The following is a 26,751-nucleotide window of genomic DNA, read 5'->3' as shown; positions in this document are numbered from 1 at the left end:
GTCTTCACCTCGTAGTCGTGGGTGTCGATGTTGGGCCGCAGCTTGATTTCCTTGAGTTCGACGACCTTCTGCCGCTTGCGCGCCTCAGCCTTCTTCTTCTGTTCCTGGAAACGGAATTTGCCGTAGTCCATGATCTTGCAGACGGGGGGATCAGCGTTCGGCACGATCTCCACCAGATCCAGGCCCGCCTCCTCGGCGGCCTCCATCGCGGAGGACGTCGGCATGACGCCCTGTTTCTCGCCGCTCTGGTCGATCAGCAGCACCCGCGGGGCGCGGATGTCCTGGTTCATACGGGGCCCGTCTTTCACGGGCGGCGCTTGCATGGGACGGCGAATGGGCGTCGTTTCCTTATGTGGTCAATAGATGCACGGGTGAGCGCACGACCGTCTGGTCGCGTTCCCTCCGTGCCGGATATATGACCTCGAACCCCCGCAGAATCAAGCGGGACAAGCCTTTCAAGCCTGCGGAGAGCCCATGAGCCACGACAATCTGCACCGCCCGGACGGCGAGCGGATCGCTTTCAGGCGCGTGGATGGGGCAGGTCCGACGGTACTGTGGGTGGGAGGGTTCCGTTCGGACATGGAGGGCACAAAGGCCGTGGCGCTGGACCAGGCGGCGCGCGAGCGGGGCTGGGCCTATGTCCGCTATGACCATTTCGCACACGGGGCCTCCACGGGGGATTGGAGAGCGGCGACGGTCGGTCGTTGGCGCGAGGACGCCATCGCCATGATGGACTCGATCGACGGACAGGTGCTGCCAGTGGGCTCATCCATGGGCGGCTGGGTCGCGCTGCTGGCGGCGCTGGCGCGGCCTGAAAAGCTGGCGGGGGTGGTGCTGATCGCCCCGGCGCCGGATTTCACCGAGCGGCTGATGTGGCCGTCCCTGCCCGACCATGTCCGCCAGGCGATCCTGCGCGATGGCGAGGCTGAAATGCCGGACGAGGGGCTGGGCCCCTATGTGCTGACCCGCGCAATGTTCGAGGAGGCGCGGAACTGGCTGCTGCTGGACGGGCCCATCCGGTTGAGTGCGCCGGTGCATATCCTCCAGGGCAAGCAGGACGAGCCGGTGCCGTGGCGCCATGCCGTGACCCTAGCCGAGCGGCTCGAGGGACCGGACGTCCGGTTGGATCTGATCCACGGCGGCGATCACCGGCTGTCGACGCCCGCAGATATCGAGCGGCTGATCGAAGCTGTAGGGCGACTGCGGAAGATCGGCTCAGAATAGGCTGAACATCCCGCGCCGCTCCTCGTTCGCGGATGCAGAGGACCGGCGACTGGAAAGGAACAGTCGGGTTCGCCACTGGTCACAAACCACGAGCCCCGGCCTGATCCTTGACGAGGTCAGTCCTCCCATCCGACTTTCGTCGATGAGAGGACATTGAGCCTTAATGCACTGTGGCCTGCTCGACTTCGACGCCGTCGGAGACGGGGGTTACCGGCACGGCGACGGAGGGGCCGGCGTTGGGGAAGTTGTTCTCGTCGCGGTTCGGCGCCAGCCCCTTTTCCAGCAGATCCCTGATCTCTTCGCCAGACAGGGTTTCGTATTCCAGCAGGGCCTGGGACAGCTTTTCGTGGTCCTCAGCCTTTTCGGTAAGGATTCGGCGGGCATCGTCCCAGCCCTCGGTGACCAGACGCTTGACCTCTTCGTCGATGATGCGGGCGGTCTCCTCGGACACGTTCTGGCTGCGGGCGACAGAGTGCCCAAGGAACACCTCTTCCTGGTTCTCGCCGTAGGCCACGGTGCCAAGCTTTTCGGAGAAGCCCCAGCGGGTAACCATGGCGCGGGCCAGCTTGGACGCCTGTTCGATGTCGGACGAGGCGCCGGAGGTGATGTTGTCCTTGCCGAAGATCAGCTCCTCGGCCACCCGGCCGCCAGCCATGATGGCGATGCGGTCCACCATCTGGCGGTACTTCATGGAGTAGCGGTCGCCCTCGGGCAATTGCATGACCATGCCCAGCGCACGGCCGCGCGGGACGATGGTGGCCTTGTGCACCGGGTCGGCCATCTTGACGTTCATGGCGACGATGGCGTGACCGGCCTCGTGATAGGCGGTCAGCTTTTTCTCTTCCTCGTTCATGGCCATGGACTTGCGCTCGGCGCCCATCATGACCTTGTCCTTCGCGTCCTCGAAATCGCGGTGGGTGACCATGCGACGGTCCTTGCGGGCCGCCGTCAGGGCCGCCTCATTGACCAGATTGGCCAGATCGGCGCCGGAGAAGCCGGGGGTGCCCCGGGCGATGGTCTTCACATTGACGTCGGCGCCCAGAGGCACGTCCTTCATGTGCACGCGCAGGATCTTCTCGCGGCCGTTCACATCGGGGTTGGGCACCACGACCTGACGGTCGAAACGGCCGGGACGCAGCAGGGCCGGGTCCAGCACGTCGGGCCGGTTGGTGGCGGCGATCAGGATGATGCCCTCGTTGGACTCAAAGCCGTCCATCTCGACCAGCAGCTGGTTCAGGGTCTGCTCGCGCTCGTCATTGCCGCCGCCCAGACCGGCGCCGCGGTGACGGCCGACGGCGTCGATCTCGTCGATGAAGATGATGCAGGGGGCGTTCTTCTTGGCCTGTTCGAACATGTCGCGCACGCGGCTGGCGCCGACGCCGACGAACATCTCGACGAAGTCCGAGCCGGAGATGGAGAAGAAGGGCACGCCCGCCTCCCCCGCCACGGCGCGGGCCAAAAGGGTCTTGCCGGTGCCCGGAGGGCCCACCAGCAGGGCGCCCTTGGGAATCTTGCCGCCCAGCTTCTGGAACTTGCCCGGGTCCTTGAGGAAGTCGACGACCTCCTGAAGCTCCTCCTTGGCCTCGTCCACGCCGGCGACGTCTTCAAAGGTCTTGCGGCCCTTGTGTTCGGTCAGCAACTTGGCCTTGGACTTGCCGAAACCCATGGCGCCTCGCGCGCCGCCCTGCATGCGGTTCATCATCCAGAACCAGAAGCCGATCAGCAGCAGCACGGGCAGGACAAGGCCCAGCATGCTCATCCACCAGGGCGAGCGGGTGGTTTCGAAATCGATCGGCACCTCGGCCGCCTCAAGCCGCTCGACCACGCTTTCACTGGGATAGGGGATCGTCGCCGTGAAGGCTGTTTCGTCCTCATAGACCCCTCGAATGGTGTCGCCCTTCAGGGTCGCCGAGGCGATGTCACCCGCCTGGATGCGGGCGAGAAGCTCCGAATAGGTGATCTCGGCTGGACGCGAGCCTGCGCCCGCCTTGCCTGCGGTTCCGGGGCCGGACGGGCCGACCATGGCGTAGGCGGCCAGAACAGCCATCATGATGACGCCGACGATGGCCAGGGTGCGAAGGTTCATAAGGGTCCTCAAAACTCGGTGCGGCGACGTTCAGCCGCCGCTACGGCTCAGAAATAGGTCAGCGGGCGGCGTTGCGCCACTTGAATGCGTCAACTGGTCCTCATGCCCGATCCCGCCGGCGGCGGCGATGAGGCGGTCTGCGACCAGACAGCGCGTCTCCGCTCCACGCCATGCAAGAACCGGGCGGGGATCATCGTCCCGGAACAGTACGGGCAAAGCCGGCCGAGCGGAGGGGTGCAGGCGTTTCACGATCGCCTGATCGGCGGGGTCGAGAGCGGCCATGCGGCCCTGCAGCGGACCGACGCGCCAGCCAGGCTCTGACGTCGTGATTTCGAAGCGCCCGTCCCAGATGGCGGAGGCGTTCACCGGCAAGGCAAGGTCGGGCAGGCCGACACGGCCAGGTTCGCGGGCGATGAGCAGATCATCGCCGGATGCCTGGACGCGAGCCCCGCTGAGGGTGGAGGTGACATCGGCGGAGGCCGCCAGCCGGGCATGCAGCGTCGCCAGGCGCGGACCGCGCGGGGGCGTGGTTTGTCCCGAGACGCTGAGCAGGGCGGCGGAGAGCGTCTGTGCAGGGATCGCGCGCGGTAAGGCCAGCAGGCCGGACCAGCTGTCCGCCGCAATCCGCGGAGGGCCCGTTCGGCCCTCATCCCCGGCGCGGAGGCTCTCCGCTGTCGCTTCGGTGCGCGGGTTCCCCGTTCTCCCATGGGGAGGATGGCTCAGCGCCGCGCGCGCCCGGCTACGCAGGAAACGGGGGTCGGCGTTGGCGGGGTCTTCGAGCCAGGAGGCGTTCCGGCTGGTGAGAAGCGTGCGCAGATCGGCGCGGGATGCCGTCAACAGGGGACGCAGCAGCATGAGGCCCCTGCCCTGCGGCCACGCGGGAGACGGGGCCCACTCACGCAAAACACCCAGCGTGGCTCCCCGCTTCCGCATCCAGTCAGATTCGGCGATGTCGTCGGCGGTGTGGCCCATCAGAATGACGCGGGCTCCCGCCTGACGTGCGGCATCGGCCAGCAGCGCATGGCGCGCTGCGCGGGCGGCGGCGGGCAGGCCGGCAGCGGGCTTGGGGCCATCCCAGGTCAGGGCGCGCCACTGGGCGCCCATGGCGCGAGCGGTTTCTCCTGCGAAGGCGGTCCAGGCGGCGCTCCCGGAATTCAGGCGGTGATCGACGGTCAGTGCCAGGAGACGGCGCCCGCGCTGCGCGCACCAGTCAGCAGCTATATGCAGCAACGCCATGGAGTCCCCCCCGCCGGACAGGGCCAGAGCGAGGGGGCGATCCGCGTCCGGGGACAGCCGCGCGTCCAGCGCGGCGACGGCGCTGTTGATCAGGCCGGGCACTCCGCCCGTTCCCGAATCTGGCGGGCCCGGTTGATCAGGGTGGTGGGCGCGCCCTCGCCGTAGCGCTGGAAGAACTCGCGCACCGCGGCGCAGGCCTGGGTATTGCGGTCCGTGGCGTTGAGGCCGGTGGCCAGCTTTATGGTGGCGTCCGGGGCCCAGGAGGTGCGCGGCCAGCCCGACAGGGCCGCAGCATAGGCCTGCACGGCGCCCGCCTGGTCGCCGTCGACCGCACGCAGGTCGCCCAGGCGATAGTTGGCCTCGCGCGCCTGGGCGGCGTCGGGCCAGGTGATCACGAACACCTCCAGCGCGCGACGGGCGCGCACGTCGTTGCTGTTGGCCATGCGGATGGCGCGCTCGAAATCCTGACGCGCATCACCGGTGGGAGAATCCGCCACGATGGGGGCATTGGCCTCCGAGACGGCCTGGAGTTGACCCTCAAGCTCGGTGATACGGTTGTTGGAGTCGGTCAGCAGGCGTCGCATCGCCGCGTTGTCGCGCTGAGCCTCGTCCACAGCGAACGTCAGCCGCTCGATGTCGCCGTTCATGCGTTGGACGGTGGCTTCCAGATCCGCCAAGCGGCGCTGCATGTTTTCCATCACCGCCTGGAGCACCACGACCTCGGGGTCGGTCTCGATCAGGACAGGATCACCGGCGGCGTTGCGCTGGGTCACGGCGCGCTCCAGACGGCGCACGTTGCGGTCCAGCTGGTTCAGGCGGCGCGGAGTCCAGTCGATGGCTTGATCCGGAACCTGCTGGGCCTGCGCCGGTGCGGCGGGCGCAGCGACCAGCACCACGGCCATCAGGGGCGCCAGGGCGGTTCCGGCGATCAGGGCGGAGACGGTGTACGGACGAAGCTGGGTCATGCCTGCATAGGTTCCATCGGTTTGCGGCGGACGCAAGGCCGCGCGCCGGGCGGGCGAAACGTGAAATGAAAAGGGGGACCGACGCGAACGTCGGTCCCCCCGTTTTCCATCAGGAGCGCTTACTGAGGCGCGCCGGAGACGATGGCGGTGTGAGCGTTGCGGTTCTGGGCCCATGCCTGCTCGTTGGAGCCCTGGGCGATCGGACGCTCCTTGCCGTAGGAGATGGTGTCGATGCGGTTGGCGGCCACGCCGCGGTTCACCAGATGGCTGCGCACGGCCTCGGCGCGGCGGGCGCCCAGGGCGAGGTTGTACTCGCGGGTGCCGCGTTCATCGGCGTTGCCCTCAATGCGCACGCGCACGTTCGGATAGCGGTTCAGCCACTGGGCCTGGGCGTCCAGGCGGGGCTGGGCGTCGGCGCGGACCGAATAGCTGTCCAGATCGAAATAGACGCGGTCGCCGACATTCTGACGGAAATCACCGACGGAACCGGGAGCGGCGGCGCCGGGGATGGTTCCCGGGTTCACCGGGCCGGTGGGGGCGCCGGGTTGGCTGGGCTGCGAAGGCTGGGCCGGGCCGGGCTCCGGCATGGGCTCGGGCTGCTGGCGCGGGGCGCAGGCCGCCATGGCGGCGACCATGACGCCGACAGCGGACAGTCGGATGATCGAACGGGTGGATTGCATCAGGGTCGTCTCCTTTTTCTCGGGCCGCGACAGCGGCCGATTAAACCTTTGCCTTAGCCCACTAGCCTTGGCGTTCGTCTGGCGCCAGCGGTGATAACGCACAGTTGAGCGATCAGGTCCGATCGTCACATAACCGTGTCTTTCCACCGTGGCGGCGTTCCGGGGACTCAGCCTGGACAACTATCCGAAGCCTGACCGATTCCCAGATTGGCGGGGGGCGGGTCCAGCAATGGCGACCAGGCGGGATCGCCGGCCATGCCCGAATAGGACGCCTGCCCCACCACGCGGCCGGTCACGTCCACGGTCCAAAGGCGCGAGCCGCCGCCTGCCGCTTGGCGCGCGAACATGATGTAACGGCCGTTGGGCGCCCACGAGGGCCCCTCCTCGAAATAGCTGGAAGACAGGATGCGCTCCCCGCCGCCCGAGGAATCCATGACCCCGATGTGGAACCGCCCGCCCTGCTGCTTGGTGAAGGCGATCAAGTCGCCCCGGGGGCTCCAGGACGGCGCGGTATAGGCTCCGCCCCCGCGCGAAATGGGGCGCTGGCCCGAGCCGTCGGTGCGCATGGTGTAGAGCCGGGCCGAGCCAGACCGGTCCGATACAAACACGAGCTGGTTTCCATCCGGGCTGAACGACGGAGAGGTATCGATGCCGGGATCATTGGTCAGGCGGCGCGTCTGGCGGGTCCGCAGGTCCATGATGTGAACATCGGTGTTGCCTCCGACGCTGATGGAAAAGGCGATCTGGCTTCCGTCGGGCGAGAAGCGGGGTGCGAAAACCTGACCTGGAAACTGGCCGATGCTTTCGCGACGGCCGGTCTGCAGGTTCATGATGTAGATGCGTGAATAGTCCTCGCCCAGCGCCATGTATGTGATTTCGTTAGGGTTGTTCGAGAACCTGGGCGTCAGGATGATCTCTTCGCCGCTCGTCAGGAAGAACGGATTGAAGCCGTCCTGATCCATCACCGCCAGGCGGCTGAAGCGGTTCAGGCCCGTGCCGCTTTCCGAGACGAACACCACGCGGGTGTCGAAATAGCCCTGTTCGCCGGTCAGGCGCTGATAGACCACGTCGGACACCTTGTGGGCCAGACGGCGCCAGTTGTCGGGGGTGGCGGTGAAGGCGAAGCCCACCAGCTGGCACTCGCGATAGGGATCATAGAGGCGGAAGCCCACTTGCACACGGCCATCCGGCTGGGGCGTGGCCGAGCCGTACAGCACCGCCTGCGCGCCGATACGGGTCCACTGCGGAAAGTCCGGCTGGTTGGAGAGGTTGAGGTCCTGCTGGATGAAGGCGTTCGGATCGATGGGATCGAAAAAGCCCGAGCGCTGCAGGTTGCTGGAGATGACGCCGGCGATTTCGGCGCCGTTGGGACCGCTGAACGGGGCCACGGCGATCTGAAGCGGGCGCAGGACGCCCTGGGTGATCTCAACCTCGGGTGAGCCGGACTGGGCCATCACAGGCGTGACGGCCACAGGCGCCAGGGCGATGGCGGCGACGCCGGCGATCAGCGCATTGAGGCGTTTGTTCGGTCGCATGAGATGAAATCTCCCCGGGCAGGCGGTTGGTTGACGCTTCGGCATGGCGCCGGAGCATTGCGGCGACTTTCAGGCTTGGGCACAGGCGCGCAAGTCACAAACGCGCGGGACATGGGGCGGCTCCCCTTCCCTCACCTGTTGGCGCAGGCCTGATCGGCGCGGAAGCGGAAATTGATCTCCTGGGTCTCGAAGCCGCTGGGCACATCAAAGGGCTCGGCGGCGCGGATGGCGCGCAACATGGCTTCTGAAGCGGTCTGCCAGGTGGCACCGGCGCGGCGCTCGGTCAAAGTGGGTCCCGCGCTGATGCGGCCCGTCGACGTAATGGTCACACGCACGGGGATGGAGAGATCGCGCATGCCGTCCACATCGCAATTCAGGATCCAGTGCCGTGTCACCTGTCCGCCCAGATCGGCGATCTGGGAGCCCGTGGCGCGCGGGGCCTGACCGGCGCCGGACTGGCCGGTCGGCCGTTGGGCCTGCTGGCGCGGCGTGGGCTGGGAGAGGGAGTCCAGGTCCAGCCCCGGATCCGGCCGATTCTGGCTGGGCCGCGGCGTCGGGGCCGGGCGGGCCTTTTCGGGCGGCGTGGGGCTGGGGCGCGGCGTGGGGGTCGGGTTCGGCCGGGGCGTGGGGGCCTTTTCCGGCGGCGCGGGTTGAGGCGGCGCAGGCTGGGGCGGGGTCGGCGCCGGGGGCGTGGGTTCCACCTCCGGCAGGATCTCGGCCTCCAGATCGTCCAGCGCTGCCTCGTCGATCAGCTCGTCAGAGGGATTGTCGGCAGGCGCGGCGGCGACCTGCTCGCTCGAGATGATGGAGATCGGCACCGAAGACACCATCGGCGGCGGCGCACTGCGCGGCCATGGAAAGAGGGCGAGCGCCACCACGGCCGCGTGCAACCCGACCGAGCCGATCGTGGCGATGCCGGGACGACGCATGGCTCAGCCTTCGCTTTCCACGGAGGCGGAGATTGCGCCGGTGGGAACCGTATCCGTCACGAGATTGATCTTGCTGAAGCCCGAGGCGGACAGCCGCGCCATGACCCGGGCCACAGCCTCATAGGACGCGGCGCCGTCGGCCCGAACGAAAATGGGTCGGTCCGTGACGCCCGCGCCGGCGATGGCGGCCACGCGCGGCCCCAGTTGATCCAGCGTGGCCGGATCCTGATCCACATAGATGGCACCGGACCGCTCGACGGAGACGCTGATGGGCTCGTTGTCCGTGGAGATGGCCGAGGCGTCTGTGCGCGGCAACTCCAGCGGCACCCCGACGGTCAGCAGCGGCGCCGAGATCATGAAGATGATCAGCAGGACCAGCATCACATCCACCAGGGGCGTGACGTTGATCTCGCTGAGCGGACGCTTCTTGGCGCGTCGACGGCCCCGAACATGGCCGCTCGCGCCGGGACCGGACCCCAGGGCCATGGCTCAGCGTCCCCGGTTGAGGGTAAAGTCGGAAGGCGGCGGCGGCGGCGCGACCGGCGCGCCGCCCAGACGGCGAGCCACAGCGGCCTGAAGGTCGTCCGCGAAGCTTTCCAGACGCCCGGTGAACTTGCCCGCATCGATAGAGAACTTGTTGTAGGCCATATAGGCCGGGATTGCGGCGGCCAGACCCAGGGCGGTGGCGAACAGGGCCTCCGCGATGGCGGGGGCGACGGTGGTCAGGTTGGTGTTGCCCAGTGCCGCGATGGCCGAAAAGGCGTTCATGATGCCCCACACCGTGCCGAACAGGCCGATGAAGGGCGACGAGGTGGCCACCACTGACAGCACGCCCAGGCCTTCCTCCACTTTCTGGCTTTCACGGGCGATGACGGAATCCAGGCTGCGGTCGATGCGGGACACCAGCATGGCGCCCTGATGGTCTGTCAGGGTCTGACCGCGCGCGCCGCGCCACTCGGTCATGGCCAGAACCAGCATGCGCGGCAGGGGATGGGTGGGGTTCGGCCCGGCCTGATTGGCCATGTCCTCGAGCGAGCGGCCCGAGTTCAGGTCATTCTCGAAAGCGTTGGCCTGACGGTTCAGGGCGGCGAATTTGAACGCCTTGTCCAGGATCACGGCCCAGGACCACAGGGAGGCGACGAGCAACCCGATCATCACGGTCTTCACGACCCAGTCGGCCATGAGGAAAAGCGCGATCGGATCGAGCATGGAGGCGGCGTGAGGGGCGGCTTCGACCATCTTTAAATCCCTGGGCGGCGTGGGCGGGCGGTTGGCTCCCGTCCCTTGCAAGGTTCAGGCCTATCCATCCGCACGAGGTGACGATTTCAAGGCGCAAGGGTTAACGGGAATCACCGATTCCGCCGATCTCTAGGGCGATGCGGGCGCCGCGTCATTCATCGTCAGGGTCCGAAGCCCCCCGAACACGAAAATGTCAGACCGGATCGGGTTTCAGCCAGGGCGTGACGGCGGCGATCAAGGTGGCGGGGGCGCGGCGGGGGCGGCCGGTCAGGTCGATGACCGCAGCCTCGACCTCGGCCCGGCACAGCACCTCGCCCCCGCGCTCGATGGTCTGGCGAATGGTCAGGCGAGGACCGCGCAGCGCGTCATAGGTGGTGCGCACGATCAGGGCGTCGTCGATACGGGCGGCCTTGAGGAACCGCAGGTCCATGCTGGTGATGACGAAGGCCAGCGGCGTCTCGCCCGTCAGCAGGTCAGCGTGGCCCACACCCGCCAGACGCAGGAAGTCGGACCGCCCCCGCTCGAAATAGCGCACATAGTTGGCGTGATAGACGAGGCCGGTGAAATCGGTGTCCTCGTAATAGACGCGGACGGGCAGGATATGCTCGCGGCCTTCGAAGCGGCCGGCGGTGGGGAGATCGGTCATGGGGCGGAAGGCTCAGGGTTTGACGCACGCGCCAGGCCGATGGCGATGAGCCATCCCGCCACGAGCGAGGCGCCCAGACCGACGACCGGCAAGGGATAATTGCCGAGCAGGGCCGCACCCACAAGGCCGAGATAGAAGACAGCGAGGCTCAGGGCTACCCGCTCCCCACGCCGCGCCAGTAAAAACAGAGGCGCCATGACAAGCCCGGTGGCGACAGTGGCCATGACGCCGGTCCCGAGCCCGTGGCTCCAGGCATTGGGCAAGACCTGCTCCACCCATGCCACCGAGGGCAAGGCGTCGGGCCGGATCCACGCCCAGGACGTCAGCAAGATCAGTCCCAGGGCCACGGCCCATACATGAATTCCCACGCGGAGCCCGAAACGGGCATGCAAGGCCATCCATGCCAGCGTCAGACCGGTAAGGGCGGCGGCGTCAAACTGCAGCGCGAGAACGCACCCGACAGCCAGAACCAGCAGGCTCCCGCTCCAGTCCGGTCGTCCAACGGAGGCCAACCAGATCACCACCGGCAGCAGAACCATCGACGGCTGGATGCTTACAGACCCCAGCAGCACCCAACGCCGGGCGCCGGCCAGTTCGGGACCCGTGGCCAAAGGCAAGGCCACGACGACCAGCAAGATGGCCAGTCCCACCGCTGCAACAGACTTGCGCCGGGGCGGAGGAACTCGACCGAGCAGGAAAAACAGGACGGCGCCCATGCCTGCCCCCGCAGCCTGAACCATCAGACCGGACACCGGCGCGCCCAACTGATGCTGCACCGCCAGTCCGAGCAGAACCGCAACGCCCGCCGCAATCCAGGTCGCCATATTTGCGTGCTGAAGCGTCATTTCCCGAACAGCCCGCCCTGTTCCGGCGCGACACTCTCAGGTTTGGGCGGTTCGTCCAGGCCCAGGTGGGCGTAGGCTTTTGCGCAGGCCATGCGGCCGCGGGGGGTGCGCTGGATGAAGCCCTGTTGCAGCAGATAGGGCTCGATCACGTCCTCCACCGCGTCGCGGGCCTCGGCCAGGGCGGCGGCGAGGGTGTCCATGCCGACGGGGCCGCCGCCGTAGTTCTCAATCAGCGCCTTCAGGAAGCGGCGGTCCAGAGAATCCAGCCCGGCCTCGTCCACCTCCAGCCGCGCAAGCGCGCGGGCGGCGGCGAGACGGTCGATGACGGGCGAGCCCTCCGCCTCGGCGAAGTCGCGCACCCGGCGCAGCAGGCGGCCGGCCACCCGGGGCGTGCCGCGCGCGCGGCTGGCGATCTCCAGCGCGCCCTCATCGTCGATGGGCGCGCCCATCTTGCGGGCCGCGCCGGTGATGACCCGGACCAGCTCGGCCGGTGTGTAGAACTCGAGCCGCAGCGGAATGCCGAACCGGTCCCGCAACGGCGTGGCCAGCAGGCCCGCGCGGGTGGTGGCGCCGACCAGGGTGAAGGGCGCCAGATCGATGCGCACGCTGCGCGCCGAGGGCCCCTCGCCGATGATCAGGTCCAGTACATGATCCTCCATGGCGGGATAGAGGATCTCCTCCACCGCCGGGTTCAGGCGGTGGATCTCGTCGATGAACAGGACGTCGCGGGGCTCAAGATTGGTCAGGATCGCCGCCAGGTCGCCCGCCTTGGCCAGGATGGGGCCCGATGTGGCGCGGAAACCGACGCCCAGTTCGCGCGCGACGATCTGGGCCAGGGTGGTCTTGCCCAGCCCCGGCGGGCCGAACAGCAGCACATGGTCCAGCGACTCGGCCCGACCGCGCGCGGCGTCGATGAAGACCTTCAGATTGCCCTTGGCCTGCTCCTGCCCGACGAACTCGGACAGGGTCTGGGGCCGCAGGGCGCGGTCGTGGGTTTCGCCGGGGGCGGGCTCGGGCGAGATGACGCGGTCGTCGGTCACCGCCCCAGCTCCTGCAGGGCGGCGCGGATGACGGCGGAGAGGTCGGCGTCCTCACCCAGCTTGATGATCGCGTGATCCACGGCGCGGCGGGCGTTGACCTCGGCCACGCCCAGACCCAGCAGGGCCGAGACGGCCTCGCCGGTGATGGAGGGGACAGGCGCCGACGGCGGGCTGTGAACGCCGGGCGCGGACGGCGCGAAGGTCATGTCGCCCAGCGGCTTGCCCTTGAGCTCCGTGACGATGCGCAGGGCCAGCTTGGGCCCGACCCCGTTGGCGCGGGCCACGGCGGCCTTGTCCTCGCGGGCCACGGCGGCGGCCAGCTCGCCGGGCGGCAGCACGTCCAGCACCGCCAGCGCCGCCTTGGGGCCCACGCCCTGGATGGCCAGAAGGGTGGTGAAGGCGCGGCGCTCGTCCCGGGTCAGGAAGCCGTACAGGCGCGGGCCGTTCTCCTGGCTCCACTGGGTCTCCACATGCAGGATGGCCTCGTCGCCGGGCGCGGGCAGGCGCTGCAGGGTGCGCGCGCCGCAGCTGGCCACATAGCCGACCCCGGCGCAGTCGATCAGGCAGTCGTGCTCGCCTGTCTCCACCAGGGTTCCACGCAGACGCCCGATCATGATCTCCTCCCCGCTCGCGGGGAGGGGGACCGCGCGGGCGACTCAGCCCGCGTGGTGGAGGGGGCGGCTCCGCGACGGAAGGCTTCGCGCGAACAGGCGGCAACGGCCGGCGCCGCCCCCTCCGTCACGGCGCTGCCGCGCCGCGCCACCTCCCCATCGCTGCGCGACAGGGAGAAGAATGTCCGCGCGCCCGTCATGCGGCCAGCGTCCGGACGCGGCGCAGGTGGGCGTGGGTGATCGCCACCGCCAAAGCGTCGGCGGCGTCGGCCTTCACGTCCCCGGCCGTGGGCAGCAGGCGGCGGATCATGAAGGCGATCTGGGCCTTGTCGGCGTGGCCGGCGCCGACCACGGCCTTCTTGATCTGGTTGGGGGCGTATTCGGCCACCGACAGGCCGCAGCGGGCCGGGGCCAACATGACGGCGGCGCGGGCGTGGCCCAGCTTCAGAGTCGAGGACGGGTTCATGTTGACGAACACCTCCTCGATGGCTGCCTCGTCACAGCGGTGCTCGGCGCAAACCGCCCCGACGGCCTCCAGCAAATGCAGCAGACGTTCGGAGAAGGGCGCGGTCTCGGGCGGGGCCACCACGCCGTGGGCCACCCACGACAGGCGCGCGCCCTCGCAGGCGATGACGCCCCATCCGGTGCGTCGCAGGCCGGGGTCCAGGCCGAGGACTCGAATCGCGCTGTTCGTCATTCGTTCCAGTCATGCCCCAAAGAGGGTTACCGGACAATGACCAGCGCCGTCAGTCGTCTCTGGGATCGAGGCGGAAACCGGTGACGCCGGGCACGGCGCCCAGCCGGTCGCCCAGCTCCGCCAGGTGCGCGTCGCTGGCCCGCAGCCGATAGAGGCGGCGCACCTTATCGCCGTCCCGGGTGTGGCCGGTGCGCTTCAGGGCCCCGCCGCGCTCCGACAGGATGGCCTCCACCGCCCCGGAGGGATCGGCGCCGACGGTCCAGCAGACCTCGGCGTCCACCACCGTGTTCTGGGGCAACCCCCTGGACACCACCCGAAGCACGATCAGGATGATGGCGGTCACCACCGTGGCCAAAGCGCCCAGGGTGAACATGCCCACGCCGAACAGAATGCCGATGGCCGAGGTGATCCACAGGGACGCCGCGGTGGTCAGGCCGTGGATGGAGAAGCCGGTGCGGAAGATCACCCCGGCGCACAGGAAGCCGATGCCCGTCAGGATGCCGTGGGCCATGCGGGTGGGGTCCATGACCAGATTGACGTCGCCGGTCAGGTCGAAGGTCCACTCCGCCTGATGCACCGCCGCCAGCATCAGCAGGGCCGAGGAGAGGCTGACCAGAATATGGGTGCGGAAACCCGCCGGGCGCCCGCGATACTCCCGCTCGAACCCGATCATGGCCCCCGCGATCAGGGCGCCGAGGATGGGACCGGCGTATTGCATCAGGTCATCGAGCATGACGGCTCAACGCGGCGGCAAGCGGAACGGTTCGCTCCGCTTCCCACGTCAGGCCTTCAGCGCCTCGACGCCCGGCAGGGGCTTGCCCTCCATCCATTCCAGGAAGGCGCCGCCGGCGGTGGAGACGAAGGTCATGTCGTCCACGACCCCGGCGTGGTTCAGGGCCGAGACCGTGTCCCCGCCGCCCGCGACGGCGGTGATCTTTCCGGCCTTCGCCAGTCCGGCGGCATGGCGCGCGGCCTCCACCGTCGCCTTGTCGAAGGGCGGCACCTCGAACACGCCCAGCGGACCGTTCCAGATCAGGGTCTTCGACAGGTCCATGGCGCGCTTGAGCCGCGCGACGGTCTCGGGTCCGGCGTCGAGGATCAGGTCGTCGGCGGCGATGCGGTCCAGGGCGCGGACGCCCGACTCCACGCCCGGCTTGACCTCTTTCGCCACCACCACGTCCACGGGCAGCAGCAGCTCGCAGCCCTGACGGCGGGCTTCCTCGATGATCTCGCGGGCGGTGTCGGCCATGTCCTTTTCACAGAGGGAGCCGCCGATATCGACGCCCTGCGCGAACAGGAAGGTGTTGGCCATGCCGCCGCCGATGGCCAGGTGGTCCAGCCGGGCCACCAGATTCTTCAGCAGGTCCAGTTTGGACGAGACCTTGGCCCCGCCGACGATGCCCAGCACCGGCTTGACCGGCGTGCCCAGCGCCTTGTCCAGCGCGTCCAGCTCGCGGCGCATGGACTCACCGGCGTAGGCGGGCAGCAGGCGCGCGATGCCCTCGGTGGAGGCGTGGGCCCGGTGGGCGGCCGAGAAGGCGTCGTTCACATAGAGGTCGCCCAGCTTCGCCAGTTCGGCGGCGAAGGCGGGGTCGTTGGCCTCCTCGCCCCCGTGGAAACGCACGTTCTCCAGCAGGGCCACCCCGCCGGGGGCCAGGTCGTCCGCGATCACCGCGCGGGGCGCTTCCCCGATGCAGTCCTCAGCGAACCAGACCGGGGTGCTGAGCAACAGTTCCAGCGGCTCCACCACCGGCTTCAGGCTCATCTCCGGGTTCGGCTGGCCCTTCGGCCGCCCGAAGTGGGCCATCAGCACCACCTTCGCGCCCAGATCCCGCAGCGCATTGATGGTGGGCAGGGCGGCGCGCAGGCGGGTGTCATCGCTGACCTTGCCGCCCTCCATGGGCACGTTGAAGTCCACGCGGACCAGAGCGGTCTTGCCGGACAGGTCGGTGAGGTCGGAGAGGGTGCGGAACTTTGCGGTCATGGAGCCTCTATACGAAGGCGGTCATTGCATCGGAAGCCTGCCCGGGTCCACTTGCGGAACAATGACTGGATTTCTATGCGCCTAGGCGGGATTACACACCGGATATGCCATCAACCAGGTATGGCGGGATGCATAAGCAAAAATGCCGAGCGAAATGATCGCGACGCCCATGCTCAGCGGTGACCGTGGATCGGCTCGTACGTAGCCAAACAGCGCAACGAACCACACGACCGTCAGGCCCGCCAAAAGCAGGGTGAGAGCCGCAGTATCGATTCCTGTTCCCGGCATCCGGCCGTAAACTTCGACCGACTGAATGAAGGGGCGAAGAAAAGAAAACTCCCCAGGGCTTTGCGCGATGTTGCGCACAAGACAGCCGAGACTGACCCCGACGGCGGCCACGGGAGCAGTTGCGGCTAGCGCCAGGCCTTGCCAGCGCCGGTCGTCGAACCGCTCCCAATCAGCCATCAGATCAGCTTGCTCATCGCCAGCGCCGTGTCGCTCATGCGCGTGGCGAAGCCCCATTCGTTGTCGTACCAGCTGAGGACGCGCACCAGCGAGCCGTCGACCACCTGGGTCTGCGGCAGGGCGGCGGTGGAGGATGCGGCGATGTGGTTCATGTCGCTGGAGACCACCGGGTCGGTGGTGGTGAACAGCACGCCCTTCATGGCGCCGTCGGCAGCGGCCTGCAGCGCCTTGTTGACCTCGTCCACCGAGGTGTCGCGGCCGGCGACCACCTTCAGGTCCACCACCGAGACGTTGGGGGTCGGCACGCGGATGGACGAGCCGTCCAGCTTGCCCTTCAGCTCGGGCAGCACCAGACCCACGGCCTTGGCCGCGCCGGTGGAGGTGGGGATCATGGACAGGGCCGCCGCGCGGCCGCGGTACAGATCCTTGTGCATGGTATCCAGCGTCGGCTGGTCGCCGGTGTAGGCGTGGATGGTGGTCATGTAGCCGCGCTGGATGCCCACCAGCTCGTGCAGCACCTTGGCAATGGGGGCCAGGCAGTTGGTGGTGCAGCTGGCGTTGGAGACGATGATGTCGTCCGCCGTCAGGCTGTCGTGGTTGACGCCGTAGACGATGGTCTTGTCCGCGCCGTCGCCGGGGGCCGAGATGAGCACCCGCTTCGCGCCCGCCTTCAGGTGGGCGCTGGCCTTTTCCTTGGAGGTGAAGAGGCCGGTGCACTCGAACGCGATGTCCACGTTCAGGTCCTTGTGCGGCAGGTTCGCCGGGTCGCGCTCGGCCGTGACCTTGATCTTGCCCAGGCCCACGTCGATCCAGTCGTCGCCGGACTCCACGGTGCCGGGGAAGCGGCCATGGACCGAGTCGTACTTCAACAGGTGGGCGTTGGTGGCCACCGGCCCCAGATCGTTGATCGCCACCACCTCGATGTCGCGGCGCCCGTGCTCGACGATGGAGCGCAAGACCAGACGGCCGATACGGCCAAAACCATTGATGGCGACGCGAACGGTCATGGGATGGAACCTCTCCTGAAGGCCTGACGGCGATGTTGTTTGGGGTCTTAGTGACGCCGACCGGCCGAGGTTTCAAGGGCAGGCGCGGTCACGCTGGGCAAGCGAGGATTACGACCTCAGGGTTTGCGGACCGCAGGCAGCGTCAGCGTGGCGGTCAGGCCGCCGTCCGGGCGGTTTTCCAGCGTCACCTCCCCGCCATGGGCGCGGGCGATCTGGCGCGCGACGGCGAGGCCAAGGCCCGCGCCGCCTGTCTGCCGATTGCGCGAGCGCTCGCCCCGGATGAACGGCTCGAACAGGGCTTCGACCTGCTCCGGCGCAACCCCCGACCCATCGTCCTCTATCAGCACATATACGACGTCGTCTCTTGCCTCCATCCGCACCCGCGCGGTCCCGGCGAACTTGACGGCGTTGTCGATCAGATTGGCCACGGCGCGACGCAGCGCGGCGGGGTTCCCCATGACCGCCACTGATTTTCGCCGGGTCATGGTGACCTGCGCGCCCGTTTCAGCGAAATCGCGTACGGTTTCGCGCACCAGACGGGTCAGGTTCACACGGGAGCGCGGCTGCCCCCCTTCCTCGCCCCGCGCATAGGCCAGGGCCTGGGCGATGAGGGCGTCCATCTCCTCGATGTCGGCGGCCATGCGGTCGCGCACGGCGGTTTCGGCCTGTTCTGCGCGGAACCGCAGGCGGGTAAGGGGCGTGCGCAGGTCGTGGGCGATAGCGGCGATGGTCTGGGTCCGCTCGGCCACGTGACGGCGGATGCGATCCTGCATGTCATTGAAGGCGGCCATGGCGGTGCGCACCTCGCGCGGGCCGGACGGGGTCAGGGGCTCGGCCTCGGGATCTGCGCCCAGGCGCTGGGCGGCTTCCGCGAACAGGCGGATGGGCCGGGTCAGGCGCCGGGCCATGATCCACACCAGTGGCGCCAGCAGGGCCAGGGTGATCAGCAACCCCATCAGGATGCGGGCCTGCCACGGGCTGAGCAGGCCGCGTGGCGGCGCCACCACGGCCCATCGCCCGTCCTCCAGTTGAAGGGCGGCCGTGAAGGGCGCGAAGGTCAGATGCTCGGCCAGCAGGGTGAACCCGGCCCCGCCCCGCTCAATGCGGATCGGCGCCCCTGCTTCTCCCTGGCGAATGACCCGAACCGCCGTACGGACTTCGGCATGGGCGTCGGCAGACGCCGGAGCGGGGACGACGGGCGGTCCGTCCTGCTCGCCGCGCTGGACGAAAACGAAGCTCTCGCTGCGTTGCTCGACCCGCCCGGGCGCAGGTCCCCGCAAGGGCGGGGCGAAGCGATCAGTGCGCGGCGGCTCCAGCCGCACACGAACAGCGTCGGCCTCCACCCCGAGACGTTCGGCGAGGGCCGCGGCCAGCGCGATTTCCAGGGGGGAGGCCTGCGGCTGGGCGAACGGTTCCGCCGCGATGCGACGGCGCAGGCGGCGGCCGTCGGAGGTTTCAGCCTCGCCTCCCATCAGGGCCTCGGCGGCGGCGGTCACCCCGAAGCCGGCCGGGCGCGGCTCCGGCGCCAGAACGATCAGGGCGAAGGTCACGGCCTGGGCCGCGATCACCGCCACCGCCGCCAGGGCCGCCACCTGGACCAGCACCGGTGGCGCGGTCCATCCGGAGAACCGGCTCGTCATCGTTGCGTCACCGGGGCGTCGAACAGATAGCCCTCGCCGCGCCGGGTGACGATCAGCGACCGGCCCGAGCTGTCGCCCAGCTTTTTTCTCAGGCGGCTGATCTGCACGTCCACGGCGCGGTCGAAGCTATCTGTGGTCTGGCCGAAGGCCGCGTCCAGCAACTGGTCACGGCTCATAACCCGGCCGGGCCGCCGGGCCAGGGCGTGCAGCAGGGCGAACTCCCCCGCCGTCAGGGCCACGGCGCGTCCGGCCGGAGCCGTGAGTTCATGGCGGGTCAGGTCCAGCCTCCACCCCGCGAAGGCCAGCACGGGCGCTTCGCCCACGGGCGCAGAGCCATCGCGGCGCCGCAGCACGGCCCGCACCCGCGCCAGCAATTCCCGCGGGTTGCAGGGCTTGGCCAGATAGTCGTCTGCGCCCAGCTCCAGCCCCACAATGCGATCCGTCTCCTCGCCCATGGCCGACAACATGACCACCGCCTGCCCTCGCGAGGCCAGGCGGCGGCAGGCCGAAAGCCCGTCCTCGCCGGGCATCATCACGTCCAGCACCACCAGATCGGCGGGCCGTGCCTGGAGCGCCCTGTCCATCTCGGCAGCAGAGGCGGCAGGCTCGGCCGCATAGCCGTGCCGGCCCAGATAATCGCACAGCACCTCGCGGATGCCGGGGTCGTCATCCACGACCAGCAGGCGGGGGCGGGCTTGGGTGTCAGTCATGACCCTCATTGTGAAAGGCAGTCGCGGCGAGCGTATTTCAAGGCTGAAACAAAGGCGGGGTCGAGTGAAATATCCCCGCAAGGCGCGTGGTTCATCAGGTGGTATCCGCGCCGTTCGAAGGCGCATTCTACGGGAGACTTCTCATGCGCACAGCCGCCGCCATCGCCGCCCTCATGCTTATCGCCCCCGCGGCCGGGGCGCAGGAGGCCGAGACCCGCACCGAAACTCGCGTCATGGTCCTGAACGGACCGGGCGGCGAAGGGGGGCTGGACCGCGACGGCGACGGCTATGTCACGCGCGAGGAGTTCCTCATGCCCATGATGAGCGCCTGGGCGCGCATTGACGCCGAGGGCGCCGGGCGCGTGTCCACCGAGACCCTGGCGCAGGGCGTTCGCCGGGGCGAGGGCGGCGACCGTCACGTCTTCATGTTCCGCTCTGGCGAAGACGGCCCGATGGAGTGGCATGGCGAGGGCGGGCCGGTGATCATCGAACGCTCGGGCGGCGAGGACGGCGAGACCCGCGTGGAGGTGCGCCGCATCGTTCGCGGCGGCGCGGGCAGCGGCGAGCACGGCCCGCGCATCATGATGCTGGGCGACGGGGCGGGGGCCATGGATACGGATGGCGATGGCCGCGTATCGGAAGCCGAGTTCCTGGCCCGTATGCGCGAAGCCTTCCGTCACATGGACGCCGACGGCTCGGGCTATCTGGAAGAGGGTGAACATGGCCAGCGCCGCATGATCCGCCGCGAGCGCGCGGAGGAGTAGGCGCGGCCGGCGAGGACGAGGTTTGCCCCGCCCTCGCCCCGCATCAGGCCGTGGTCGCGGTGGGACGCACGATGATCTCGCTCACGTCCACCTCGCGCGGCTGTTCGATGGCGAAGCGGACCGCCCGGGCGATGGCTTCGGCCGGGATCGCCTTCTTGCGGTATTCATCGATGAAGGCCGCCGTGTCGGCGTGGGTGATGGTCTCGGCCAGCTCCGACACGGTGACGCCGGGCGAGACGACCGACACCCGCACCGTGTCCGTTTCCTGACGCAGGGACTCCGAGATCACCCGCACCGCGAACTTGGTCGCGCAATAGACCGAGCCGGTCGGCAGGATCTGGTGCCCGGCGGTGGAGGCGATGTTGACGATCTGGCCCTCACCCTGGGCTTCCATGATCGGCAGGGCCGCCGCGATGCCGTGCAGGACGCCGCGGATGTTCACGTCGATCATGCGGTCCCACTCGTCGACCTTCAGGGCGGCCAGCGGCGACAGCGGCATGACGCCCGCGTTGTTGACGATGACGTCGACCCGGCCGAAGCGGTCGCGCGCCGCCTCGACGAAAGCCTTCACATCCTCGCGCGAGGTCACGTCCAGGGCGCGGGCCATGGCCTCGCCGCCCGCCGCCTCGATATCGGTCTTGAGGGCCTCGAGCCGGTCCAGCCGCCGGGCGCCGATCACCACCCGCGCGCCGGCCCCGGCCAGTTCGCGGGCGATCGCTTCGCCGATGCCGCTGCTGGCCCCGGTCACGAGCACCACCTTGTTCATTGCATTCGTCATGTCTGTCTCCTTGATCTGACGAGGCCGGGATAGGACGTGGACATGCGGACGCGTTAGAACGGTCCTCGCCGGTTCTTGCACGATCCTCCACAGCGGCGCATGGCCCATTGTGCCGGACGTCCGGCGGTGGGAAGCAGGAACCATGGACCATCTCGCCGCCCTGATCGCCCGACACACGCCCGGCGACGGCATGTTCGACACAGCCGTTCCCGGCATGGCGCTCATTCGTCAGGCGCAACCGACCGACCGAATTCCGGTGCTGCACCAGCCGGCGGTTTGCATCATCGCCCAGGGCGCCAAGGTGGTCATGCTGGGCGAGGAGACCTATCGCTATGACGCGGCGTCCCATCTTGTGGTGTCCGTCGACCTGCCGCTGACGGGCCAGGTGACCGAGGCCTCGCCCGGGCGCCCCTATCTGTGTCTGCGTATCGATCTGGAGGCGGCGCTGCTGATGGACCTGATGGCGGCGCGCCCGCCCGCACCCGGCGGCGAAAGCGCGCGCGGGGTGCACCTCAGCCGCACCGCGCCCGAACTGGCGGACGCGGCGGCGCGCATGGTGCAGCTTCTGGACACGCCCGAGCACGCCGCGACGCTCGCGCCCCTGATCCGGCGCGAGATCCACTACTGGCTGCTGACCGGCGATCAGGCGGGCGTGGTCCGTCAGATCGGCGCGCCCGACAGCCGCCTGTCCCACGTGGCCCGCGCCATCGCCTGGATCCGCGACAACTATGATCGCCCGTTCAGCATCGAGGCCGTGGCCCGCGAGGCAGGCATGAGCCCGTCGGCCCTGCACCAGCATTTCAAGGCGGTGACCGCCATGAGCCCGCTTCAGTACCAGAAGCAGATTCGTTTGCAGGAGGCCCGCCGCCTGATGCTCAGCGCGGCCTGCGACGCCCAGGGGGCGGGCTTTCAGGTGGGCTACGACAGCCCGTCCCAGTTCTCGCGGGAATACGCCCGTCTGTTCGGGACGCCGCCCGCCCGCGATGCAGCCCGGCTTCGTGCCGAGGCGCCGCTGACGACCGCCGTGTGACCCTGCACACAAGTTTGCGTTCCCGGCCCGCGGGCGATGGGGCTAGCGTGGCGGCATGACGTTCAACATCCGCCTGTCCCCGTTGCTCATCGGTCTGGCCGCCCTCGTCCTGACCGCGTGTCAGAGCACCGTTCCCTATGTCCGCACGGATCAGCCCGCCCCTGCGCCGGTGGTGGTGGCGGACCATTCGCCCGAGCGACGGGCCCTGAACGAACAGGTCTATGACGAGGCGACGCGCTGGGTGGGGCGGCTGTTCTACCGCTCGGACTTCGGCGGGGTCGACTGGGATGCCCTGACGACCCGGCGGCGCGAGGCCGTGGTGGCCCAGCCCGACGAGTTCGCCTTCTACGACAGTCTCAACGCGGTCATCGAGACGCTGGACGACCGCCACACCAACGCCCGCGCCCCCCATCGCCGGGTCCGCACCGAGGCGCTGGAGCGGGGGGAGGCCCAGGCCACCTACGGCATGACGCTGCGCTGGTCGCCCGACGGCTGGATCGTCCATGTGGTGCGCCCGGACAGTCCGGCGGGCCGCGCGGGGGTGCAGGTGGGCTGGAAGGCCGAAACCTTCGATGGCCGCAGTCTGGAGGCCTCCCTGCCGCCGTCGGAAGGCCGGTCCGAGGAGATCGTCTTCACCGATGAGACAGGCGCATCCCGCGCCTTCACCCTGACCGCCGAGATCATGCCGGCCCTGCCCCAGCACCGGGTGGAGCGTCTGGATGGCGACCTCCTGCTGGTCGCGTTGGAAGGCTTCGACACGGCGCCGGTCGAGGCCGTGATGGACGCCATCGCGGCCTTGCGGTCCGAGCAGCCGGCCCGCGGCGTGATTCTGGATCTGCGCGGCAACCGGGGCGGCTCGCTCTATGAGATGACCCGTTTGATGGGCATGCTGGTGCGCGAACCCATGATCGCCACGATCATGACCGGCCGCTTCGTGGACCAGCGCATTGCGGTGGACCCGGCCGAGGGCGCCTACGGAGGGCCGCTCGTGGTTCTGGTGGACGCCGCCTCGGTCAGCGCCGCCGAGGTTCTGGCCGCCGCCTTTCAGGAATCCGGCCGGGCCATGGTCATGGGCGAACAAACCGTGGGCGTGGTCGTGGCCTCCCGCCATCTGAACCTGTCGGACGGCGGACGGCTCAGCGTGGGCATGCAGGAATTGCGCACCCCCTCCGGGGTGGTGCTGGAGGGGCGCGGCGTGACGCCGGACGTGGAGATCATCCCCACCCTGGCGCAAAGGCGCGCCGGCGAGGACGTGATCCTGGCGGCGGCAGTGGCCTGGTTGGCGGCTAACCCTTGACCGGCTTGACGCGCGAGGCCGCCTCGCGGGCGCGCTCACGGGCCTGATCCGTGTCATCGCCCCGCGCCAGGGCCACGCCCATGCGGCGGCGCTCGAAGCTCTCGGGCTTGCCGAACAGTCGGATGTCGGCCGTGGGCACGGACAGGGCGTGGTCGACGCCCTCGAAGGCGATGCCCTGGGCGTCCATGCCGCCATAGATGACGGCGCTGGCGGCGATGTCGGTGCGGCTCACGTCCACCGGCAGGCCGAGGATGGCGCGGGCGTGGATGGCGAACTCGCTGAAGCGCTGGCTGGCCAGCGTCACCAGCCCCGTGTCGTGCGGGCGCGGCGAGACCTCGGAGAACCAGACCTGATCGCCCTTCACGAACAGCTCCACCCCGAACAGGCCGAGACCGCCCAGCGAGTCTGTCACCTTGCGGGCGATGTCCTGCGCCGACGCCAAAGCGGCGGCGGTCATGGCCTGGGGCTGCCAGCTCTCCACATAGTCGCCCTTGACCTGGCGGTGGCCGATGGGGTCGCAGAAGTCGGTGACCACCACGCCGTCGCGCAGGGAACGCACGGTCAGCAGGGTGATCTCGAAATCGAAGTCGATGCGGCCCTCGACGATCACCTGCGCCGTCTCGACCCGGCCGCCGGACTGGGCGTAAGCCCAGGCGTTGGCGCAGTCTTCCAGCGCCTCCACATAACTCTGCCCCTTACCGGACGAGGACATCACCGGCTTGACGAACACCGGCAGGCCGATGCGGTGGGCCGCGTCCGCCAGTTCCATGGCCGAGCCGGCGAAGGCGTAGGGGCTGGTGGCAAGGCCCAGCTCCTCGGCCGCCAACCGCCGAATGCCCTCGCGGTTCATGGTCAGCTGCGTGGCGCGAGCGGTGGGGATGACCGTGGCCATTCCCGCCGCCTCGATGGCGGCCAGAACGTCGGTGGCGATGGCCTCGATCTCGGGCACGATGATGTGCGGCGCCTCTGCCATGATGACCCCGTTCAGGACCTGCGGGTCGGTCATGGGGATGACGTGGCTGCGGTGCGCCACCTGCATTGCCGGAGCGTTCGGATAGCGGTCCACCGCCACCACCTCGGCGCCCAGGCGCTGCAGCTCGATGGCCACTTCCTTGCCCAGCTCGCCCGCGCCGAGCAGCATGACCCGCACGGCGGTGTCGGAAAGCGGGGTGCCGAGTTTCATCGTGGTGTTCCCGAGGTCAGAGCCGCGCCTTCACCTGTTCGACCACCGCATCGGCGGTGATGCCGAAGCCTTCGTACAGGCGCGGAGCCGGGGCCGACGCGCCGAAGGAGGACATGCCGACGAAGCCGCCGTCCTCGCCGATGAAGCGCTCCCACCCTTGCTTGATGGCGGCCTCGACGGCCACGCGAACCGTGCCGCGGCCGATGACGGCGTCCTGATAGGCCTTGGGCTGCTGCTCGAACAGTTCGAAACAGGGGACCGAGACTACCCGGGTCGGCACGCCCTGGGCCTGCAGCGTGTCGCGGGCTTTCAGAGCCAGCGGAACCTCTGTGCCGGTGGCGAACAGGGTGGCCTTCGCGTCGCCGTCGGCGGCGCGCAGCTCATAGGCGCCCCGGGCGCACAGGTTCTCGTCCGACGCCGTGACGCGCACCGCCTCGGTCTTCTGGCGCGACAGGGCCAGGGCCGAGGGGGCGGTGCGATGCTCCAGCGCCAGCTTCCAGCACTCGAACGCCTCCACCGTGTCGGCGGGGCGGAACACCAGCAGGTTCGGGATGGCGCGCAGGGCGGCCAGATGCTCCACCGGCTGATGGGTGGGGCCGTCCTCGCCCAGGCCGATGGAATCGTGAGTCAGCACATGCACCACCCGGATGCCCATCAGGGCGGCCAGACGGATGGAAGGGCGTGAATAGTCCGAAAACACCATGAAGGTGCCGCCGTAGGGGATGACCCCGCCGTGCAGCGCCATGCCGTTCATGGCCGCAGCCATGCCGTGCTCGCGGATGCCCCAGTTCACATAGCGGCCGGAATAGTCCGGCGTGTCCAGGATGGGCGTGTCCTTGACGTAGGTGTTGTTGGAGCCGGTCAGGTCGGCCGAGCCGCCGATCATCTCGGGAATGCGGCCGAACAGTTCAGTCAGGGCCGCGCCGGATGACTGGCGCGTGGCCTGGGCCGGCCTCGTCTCCACCAGTTCGGCGATCCTGGCCTCGAGGGCGTCGAAGGCGCCGGTGGGCAGATCGCCCTTCATGGCGCGGGTGAAGTGGTCCGCCTGCGGGTGGGCGGCCAGGCGGCCTTCCCAGGCCTTGCGGACCTTCGCGCCCCGGCGGCCCACGGCGCGCCAGGCCTTCTCGATGGTCTCGGGCAGTTCGAACGGCTCGTGATTCCAGTTCAGACCCAGACGGGTGGCGGCCACCTCGGCGGCGCCCAGGGCCGCGCCGTGGGTCTTGTGGCTGCCTTCCATGGTGGCGGCGCCGCGGCCGATCTTCGTCTTGCAGGCGATCAGTGTGGGTTTGTCCTGTCGCGTGGCCCACAGCAGCGCGCGTCGAATCTGGCCTTCGTCATGGCCGTCGATGGCCTTGACCGCCCAGCCAGAAGCCTTGAAGCGCGCCAGCTGGTCCGTGGCGTCGGACAGGCGCACCGCGCCGTCGATGGTGATGTCGTTGTCGTCCCACAGCACGGTCAGGCGGTTCAGCTTCAGACGGCCGGCGATGCCGATGGCCTCCTGGCTGACGCCCTCCATCAGGCAGCCGTCGCCGGCGATCACCCAAGTGCGGTGGTCCACCAGATCGTCGCCGAAGCGTGCATTCAGGTGCCGCTCCGCCATGGCGAAGCCCACGGCGTTGGCCAGCCCCTGCCCCAACGGACCTGTAGTGGTCTCCGCGCCAGGGATGTGGCCGTACTCCGGGTGACCGGCGGTCTTCGACCCCCACTGACGGAAGTTGGACAGCTCTTCTTTCGTCACCGCCTTGTAGCCGGTCAGGTGAAGCAGGCTATACAGCAGCATGGAGCCGTGCCCCGCCGACAGAATGAACCGGTCACGGTCCGCCCAGTCCGGGCGGCTGGCGTCGAACTTGAGATATTTCGAGAACAGCACCGTCGCCACGTCGGCCATGCCCATGGGCATGCCGGGGTGGCCGCTGTTGGCCTTTTCCACCGCATCCATGGACAGCACCCGGATCGCATCCGCCATCTGGCGCATTGAGGGCTTGGCGGACGGGGTGCGGATGGTCTGGGGCTCGGCCACGGCGGCGGACCTCTCGAAGAATGAATAGTAAACGGGGGCGGCGCCGCTTTACCCCGACGCGCCTTCGGGTTCTATACGAAAACTGGAGGATTTGAGCATGGCTGACGCCGTCGAGGCCGCACGGGGCCGCATCGACCGTG

At 68.9% G+C, this 26,751-nt stretch carries 27 protein-coding genes; 4 read left to right on the top strand and 23 right to left on the bottom strand.

All coding sequences use genetic code 11. From position 1 onward, the window contains the following. Nucleotides 1-323, bottom strand: a 323-nt coding sequence (infC, locus tag C0461_RS06485; protein WP_292105015.1) for a translation initiation factor IF-3, incomplete at its 3' end; no start/stop codon positions are given. 151 nt (nucleotides 324-474) lie between these two features. On the opposite strand from infC, the gene C0461_RS06480 reads away from it, so the two are divergent. Beyond that, nucleotides 475-1,224, top strand: coding sequence for an alpha/beta hydrolase (locus tag C0461_RS06480; protein ID WP_292105014.1), 750 nt, complete (start codon nucleotides 475-477; stop codon nucleotides 1,222-1,224). 160 nt (nucleotides 1,225-1,384) lie between these two features. Here C0461_RS06480 and ftsH read toward each other — a convergent pair whose 3' ends face one another. From ftsH to C0461_RS06385, 19 genes are all read right to left on the bottom strand, one after another. After that, complete coding sequence (gene ftsH, locus C0461_RS06475; protein ID WP_292105012.1) at nucleotides 1,385-3,310, bottom strand: ATP-dependent zinc metalloprotease FtsH; 1,926 nt, start codon at nucleotides 3,308-3,310, stop codon at nucleotides 1,385-1,387. A gap of 30 nt (nucleotides 3,311-3,340) precedes the next feature. Next, a complete protein-coding gene (gene tilS / locus C0461_RS06470) occupies nucleotides 3,341-4,648 on the bottom strand; it encodes a tRNA lysidine(34) synthetase TilS (RefSeq protein WP_292105011.1) in 1,308 nt (435 codons plus the stop codon). Then, entirely contained in the window at nucleotides 4,636-5,511 is an 876-nt protein-coding gene (locus C0461_RS06465; RefSeq protein WP_292105009.1) for a tol-pal system protein, read from the bottom strand. The genes tilS and C0461_RS06465 overlap by 13 nt, the downstream gene beginning before the upstream one ends. Nucleotides 5,512-5,630: 119 nt before the next feature. Next, nucleotides 5,631-6,191 (bottom strand): peptidoglycan-associated lipoprotein Pal, encoded by a 561-nt coding sequence (pal, locus tag C0461_RS06460; protein ID WP_292105007.1) that lies wholly within the window; start codon nucleotides 6,189-6,191, stop codon nucleotides 5,631-5,633. A 167-nt stretch (nucleotides 6,192-6,358) separates the two neighbouring features. Beyond that, the gene (gene tolB / locus C0461_RS06455; RefSeq protein ID WP_292105006.1) at nucleotides 6,359-7,726 is read right to left on the bottom strand and encodes a Tol-Pal system beta propeller repeat protein TolB; all 1,368 of its coding nucleotides are present in this window, start codon (nucleotides 7,724-7,726) and stop codon (nucleotides 6,359-6,361) included. A gap of 131 nt (nucleotides 7,727-7,857) precedes the next feature. Next, entirely contained in the window at nucleotides 7,858-8,655 is a 798-nt protein-coding gene (locus tag C0461_RS06450; protein ID WP_292105004.1) for a hypothetical protein, read from the bottom strand. Nucleotides 8,656-8,658: 3 nt separating this feature from the next. Then, entirely contained in the window at nucleotides 8,659-9,141 is a 483-nt protein-coding gene (locus C0461_RS06445) for a biopolymer transporter ExbD (RefSeq protein ID WP_292105002.1), read from the bottom strand. A gap of 3 nt (nucleotides 9,142-9,144) precedes the next feature. Next, a complete protein-coding gene (gene tolQ, locus C0461_RS06440; protein ID WP_292105000.1) occupies nucleotides 9,145-9,894 on the bottom strand; it encodes a protein TolQ in 750 nt (249 codons plus the stop codon). Between the two features lie 193 nt (nucleotides 9,895-10,087). Next, a complete protein-coding gene (gene ybgC, locus C0461_RS06435) occupies nucleotides 10,088-10,540 on the bottom strand; it encodes a tol-pal system-associated acyl-CoA thioesterase (protein WP_292104999.1) in 453 nt (150 codons plus the stop codon). Next, nucleotides 10,537-11,385 (bottom strand): FtsW/RodA/SpoVE family cell cycle protein, encoded by an 849-nt coding sequence (locus C0461_RS06430; RefSeq protein ID WP_292104998.1) that lies wholly within the window; start codon nucleotides 11,383-11,385, stop codon nucleotides 10,537-10,539. The genes ybgC and C0461_RS06430 overlap by 4 nt, the downstream gene beginning before the upstream one ends. Next, nucleotides 11,382-12,425, bottom strand: a complete 1,044-nt coding sequence (gene ruvB / locus C0461_RS06425) for a Holliday junction branch migration DNA helicase RuvB (protein ID WP_292104997.1) — start codon at nucleotides 12,423-12,425, stop codon at nucleotides 11,382-11,384. Before ruvB ends, C0461_RS06430 begins: the two co-directional genes overlap by 4 nt. Beyond that, on the bottom strand, nucleotides 12,422-13,039 hold the full coding sequence (gene ruvA / locus C0461_RS06420; RefSeq protein ID WP_292104996.1) for a Holliday junction branch migration protein RuvA: 618 nt from the start codon (nucleotides 13,037-13,039) through the stop codon (nucleotides 12,422-12,424). Before ruvA ends, ruvB begins: the two co-directional genes overlap by 4 nt. A 193-nt stretch (nucleotides 13,040-13,232) precedes the next feature. Beyond that, nucleotides 13,233-13,733, bottom strand: coding sequence for a crossover junction endodeoxyribonuclease RuvC (ruvC, locus tag C0461_RS06415; protein ID WP_196838398.1), 501 nt, complete (start codon nucleotides 13,731-13,733; stop codon nucleotides 13,233-13,235). Between the two features lie 49 nt (nucleotides 13,734-13,782). Continuing rightward, complete coding sequence (locus C0461_RS06410; protein ID WP_292104993.1) at nucleotides 13,783-14,466, bottom strand: MgtC/SapB family protein; 684 nt, start codon at nucleotides 14,464-14,466, stop codon at nucleotides 13,783-13,785. A 48-nt stretch (nucleotides 14,467-14,514) separates the two neighbouring features. Continuing rightward, a complete protein-coding gene (locus C0461_RS06405) occupies nucleotides 14,515-15,717 on the bottom strand; it encodes a phosphoglycerate kinase (RefSeq protein WP_292104991.1) in 1,203 nt (400 codons plus the stop codon). A gap of 81 nt (nucleotides 15,718-15,798) precedes the next feature. After that, nucleotides 15,799-16,182, bottom strand: a complete 384-nt coding sequence (locus tag C0461_RS06400) for a hypothetical protein (protein WP_292104989.1) — start codon at nucleotides 16,180-16,182, stop codon at nucleotides 15,799-15,801. Beyond that, complete coding sequence (gene gap / locus C0461_RS06395; protein WP_292104988.1) at nucleotides 16,182-17,189, bottom strand: type I glyceraldehyde-3-phosphate dehydrogenase; 1,008 nt, start codon at nucleotides 17,187-17,189, stop codon at nucleotides 16,182-16,184. The genes C0461_RS06400 and gap overlap by 1 nt, the downstream gene beginning before the upstream one ends. 116 nt (nucleotides 17,190-17,305) lie before the next feature. After that, the gene (locus tag C0461_RS06390; RefSeq protein ID WP_292104987.1) at nucleotides 17,306-18,829 is read right to left on the bottom strand and encodes an ATP-binding protein; all 1,524 of its coding nucleotides are present in this window, start codon (nucleotides 18,827-18,829) and stop codon (nucleotides 17,306-17,308) included. After that, nucleotides 18,826-19,539 (bottom strand): response regulator transcription factor, encoded by a 714-nt coding sequence (locus tag C0461_RS06385; RefSeq protein ID WP_292104986.1) that lies wholly within the window; start codon nucleotides 19,537-19,539, stop codon nucleotides 18,826-18,828. Before C0461_RS06385 ends, C0461_RS06390 begins: the two co-directional genes overlap by 4 nt. 143 nt (nucleotides 19,540-19,682) lie before the next feature. Here C0461_RS06385 and C0461_RS06380 point away from each other — a divergent pair, with 143 nt between their 5' ends. Next, the gene (locus tag C0461_RS06380) at nucleotides 19,683-20,303 is read left to right on the top strand and encodes an EF-hand domain-containing protein (protein ID WP_292104984.1); all 621 of its coding nucleotides are present in this window, start codon (nucleotides 19,683-19,685) and stop codon (nucleotides 20,301-20,303) included. A gap of 43 nt (nucleotides 20,304-20,346) precedes the next feature. Here C0461_RS06380 and C0461_RS06375 read toward each other — a convergent pair whose 3' ends face one another. Beyond that, on the bottom strand, nucleotides 20,347-21,081 hold the full coding sequence (locus tag C0461_RS06375) for an SDR family oxidoreductase (RefSeq protein ID WP_292104982.1): 735 nt from the start codon (nucleotides 21,079-21,081) through the stop codon (nucleotides 20,347-20,349). Between the two features lie 142 nt (nucleotides 21,082-21,223). Between C0461_RS06375 and C0461_RS06370 the strand changes: the two genes are divergently transcribed. Then, nucleotides 21,224-22,111: an AraC family transcriptional regulator gene (locus C0461_RS06370; protein ID WP_292104980.1), complete on the top strand. Its 888-nt coding sequence runs from the start codon at nucleotides 21,224-21,226 to the stop codon at nucleotides 22,109-22,111. Between the two features lie 55 nt (nucleotides 22,112-22,166). Next, the gene (locus C0461_RS06365; protein ID WP_292104978.1) at nucleotides 22,167-23,408 is read left to right on the top strand and encodes a S41 family peptidase; all 1,242 of its coding nucleotides are present in this window, start codon (nucleotides 22,167-22,169) and stop codon (nucleotides 23,406-23,408) included. Here the strand turns inward: C0461_RS06365 and purT are convergent. Together purT and tkt are read right to left on the bottom strand one after the other, a co-directional pair. Then, complete coding sequence (gene purT / locus C0461_RS06360; protein ID WP_292104977.1) at nucleotides 23,398-24,591, bottom strand: formate-dependent phosphoribosylglycinamide formyltransferase; 1,194 nt, start codon at nucleotides 24,589-24,591, stop codon at nucleotides 23,398-23,400. The two genes, C0461_RS06365 and purT, sit on opposite strands and share 11 nt — an antisense overlap. Before the next feature lie 16 nt (nucleotides 24,592-24,607). After that, nucleotides 24,608-26,611 (bottom strand): transketolase, encoded by a 2,004-nt coding sequence (gene tkt, locus C0461_RS06355; protein WP_292104974.1) that lies wholly within the window; start codon nucleotides 26,609-26,611, stop codon nucleotides 24,608-24,610. Between the last annotated feature and the right edge of the window lie 140 nt (nucleotides 26,612-26,751).

Origin of the sequence: Brevundimonas sp., assembly GCF_013823285.1 — a bacterium.
GTDB lineage: Bacteria > Pseudomonadota > Alphaproteobacteria > Caulobacterales > Caulobacteraceae > Brevundimonas.
Note: the sequence above shows the minus strand (reverse complement) of the source record. Positions and strands in the feature narration are given on the sequence as shown.

Bases quoted from the DNA above. Each gene is read 5' to 3' on its own strand.
- C0461_RS06480 (WP_292105014.1), top strand. From the start codon at position 475: ATGAGCCACGACAATCTGCACCGCCCGGACGGCGAGCGGATCGCTTTC.
- ftsH (WP_292105012.1), bottom strand. From the start codon at position 3,310: ATGAACCTTCGCACCCTGGCCATCGTCGGCGTCATCATGATGGCTGTT.
- C0461_RS06465 (WP_292105009.1), bottom strand. From the start codon at position 5,511: ATGACCCAGCTTCGTCCGTACACCGTCTCCGCCCTGATCGCCGGAACC.
- pal (WP_292105007.1), bottom strand. From the start codon at position 6,191: ATGCAATCCACCCGTTCGATCATCCGACTGTCCGCTGTCGGCGTCATG.
- tolB (WP_292105006.1), bottom strand. From the start codon at position 7,726: ATGCGACCGAACAAACGCCTCAATGCGCTGATCGCCGGCGTCGCCGCC.
- C0461_RS06450 (WP_292105004.1), bottom strand. From the start codon at position 8,655: ATGCGTCGTCCCGGCATCGCCACGATCGGCTCGGTCGGGTTGCACGCG.
- C0461_RS06445 (WP_292105002.1), bottom strand. From the start codon at position 9,141: ATGGCCCTGGGGTCCGGTCCCGGCGCGAGCGGCCATGTTCGGGGCCGT.
- tolQ (WP_292105000.1), bottom strand. From the start codon at position 9,894: ATGGTCGAAGCCGCCCCTCACGCCGCCTCCATGCTCGATCCGATCGCG.
- ybgC (WP_292104999.1), bottom strand. From the start codon at position 10,540: ATGACCGATCTCCCCACCGCCGGCCGCTTCGAAGGCCGCGAGCATATC.
- C0461_RS06430 (WP_292104998.1), bottom strand. From the start codon at position 11,385: ATGACGCTTCAGCACGCAAATATGGCGACCTGGATTGCGGCGGGCGTT.
- ruvA (WP_292104996.1), bottom strand. From the start codon at position 13,039: ATGATCGGGCGTCTGCGTGGAACCCTGGTGGAGACAGGCGAGCACGAC.
- ruvC (WP_196838398.1), bottom strand. From the start codon at position 13,733: ATGACGAACAGCGCGATTCGAGTCCTCGGCCTGGACCCCGGCCTGCGA.
- C0461_RS06410 (WP_292104993.1), bottom strand. From the start codon at position 14,466: ATGCTCGATGACCTGATGCAATACGCCGGTCCCATCCTCGGCGCCCTG.
- C0461_RS06405 (WP_292104991.1), bottom strand. From the start codon at position 15,717: ATGACCGCAAAGTTCCGCACCCTCTCCGACCTCACCGACCTGTCCGGC.
- C0461_RS06400 (WP_292104989.1), bottom strand. From the start codon at position 16,182: ATGGCTGATTGGGAGCGGTTCGACGACCGGCGCTGGCAAGGCCTGGCG.
- gap (WP_292104988.1), bottom strand. From the start codon at position 17,189: ATGACCGTTCGCGTCGCCATCAATGGTTTTGGCCGTATCGGCCGTCTG.
- C0461_RS06390 (WP_292104987.1), bottom strand. From the start codon at position 18,829: ATGACGAGCCGGTTCTCCGGATGGACCGCGCCACCGGTGCTGGTCCAG.
- C0461_RS06385 (WP_292104986.1), bottom strand. From the start codon at position 19,539: ATGACTGACACCCAAGCCCGCCCCCGCCTGCTGGTCGTGGATGACGAC.
- C0461_RS06380 (WP_292104984.1), top strand. From the start codon at position 19,683: ATGCGCACAGCCGCCGCCATCGCCGCCCTCATGCTTATCGCCCCCGCG.
- C0461_RS06375 (WP_292104982.1), bottom strand. From the start codon at position 21,081: ATGACGAATGCAATGAACAAGGTGGTGCTCGTGACCGGGGCCAGCAGC.
- C0461_RS06370 (WP_292104980.1), top strand. From the start codon at position 21,224: ATGGACCATCTCGCCGCCCTGATCGCCCGACACACGCCCGGCGACGGC.
- C0461_RS06365 (WP_292104978.1), top strand. From the start codon at position 22,167: ATGACGTTCAACATCCGCCTGTCCCCGTTGCTCATCGGTCTGGCCGCC.
- purT (WP_292104977.1), bottom strand. From the start codon at position 24,591: ATGAAACTCGGCACCCCGCTTTCCGACACCGCCGTGCGGGTCATGCTG.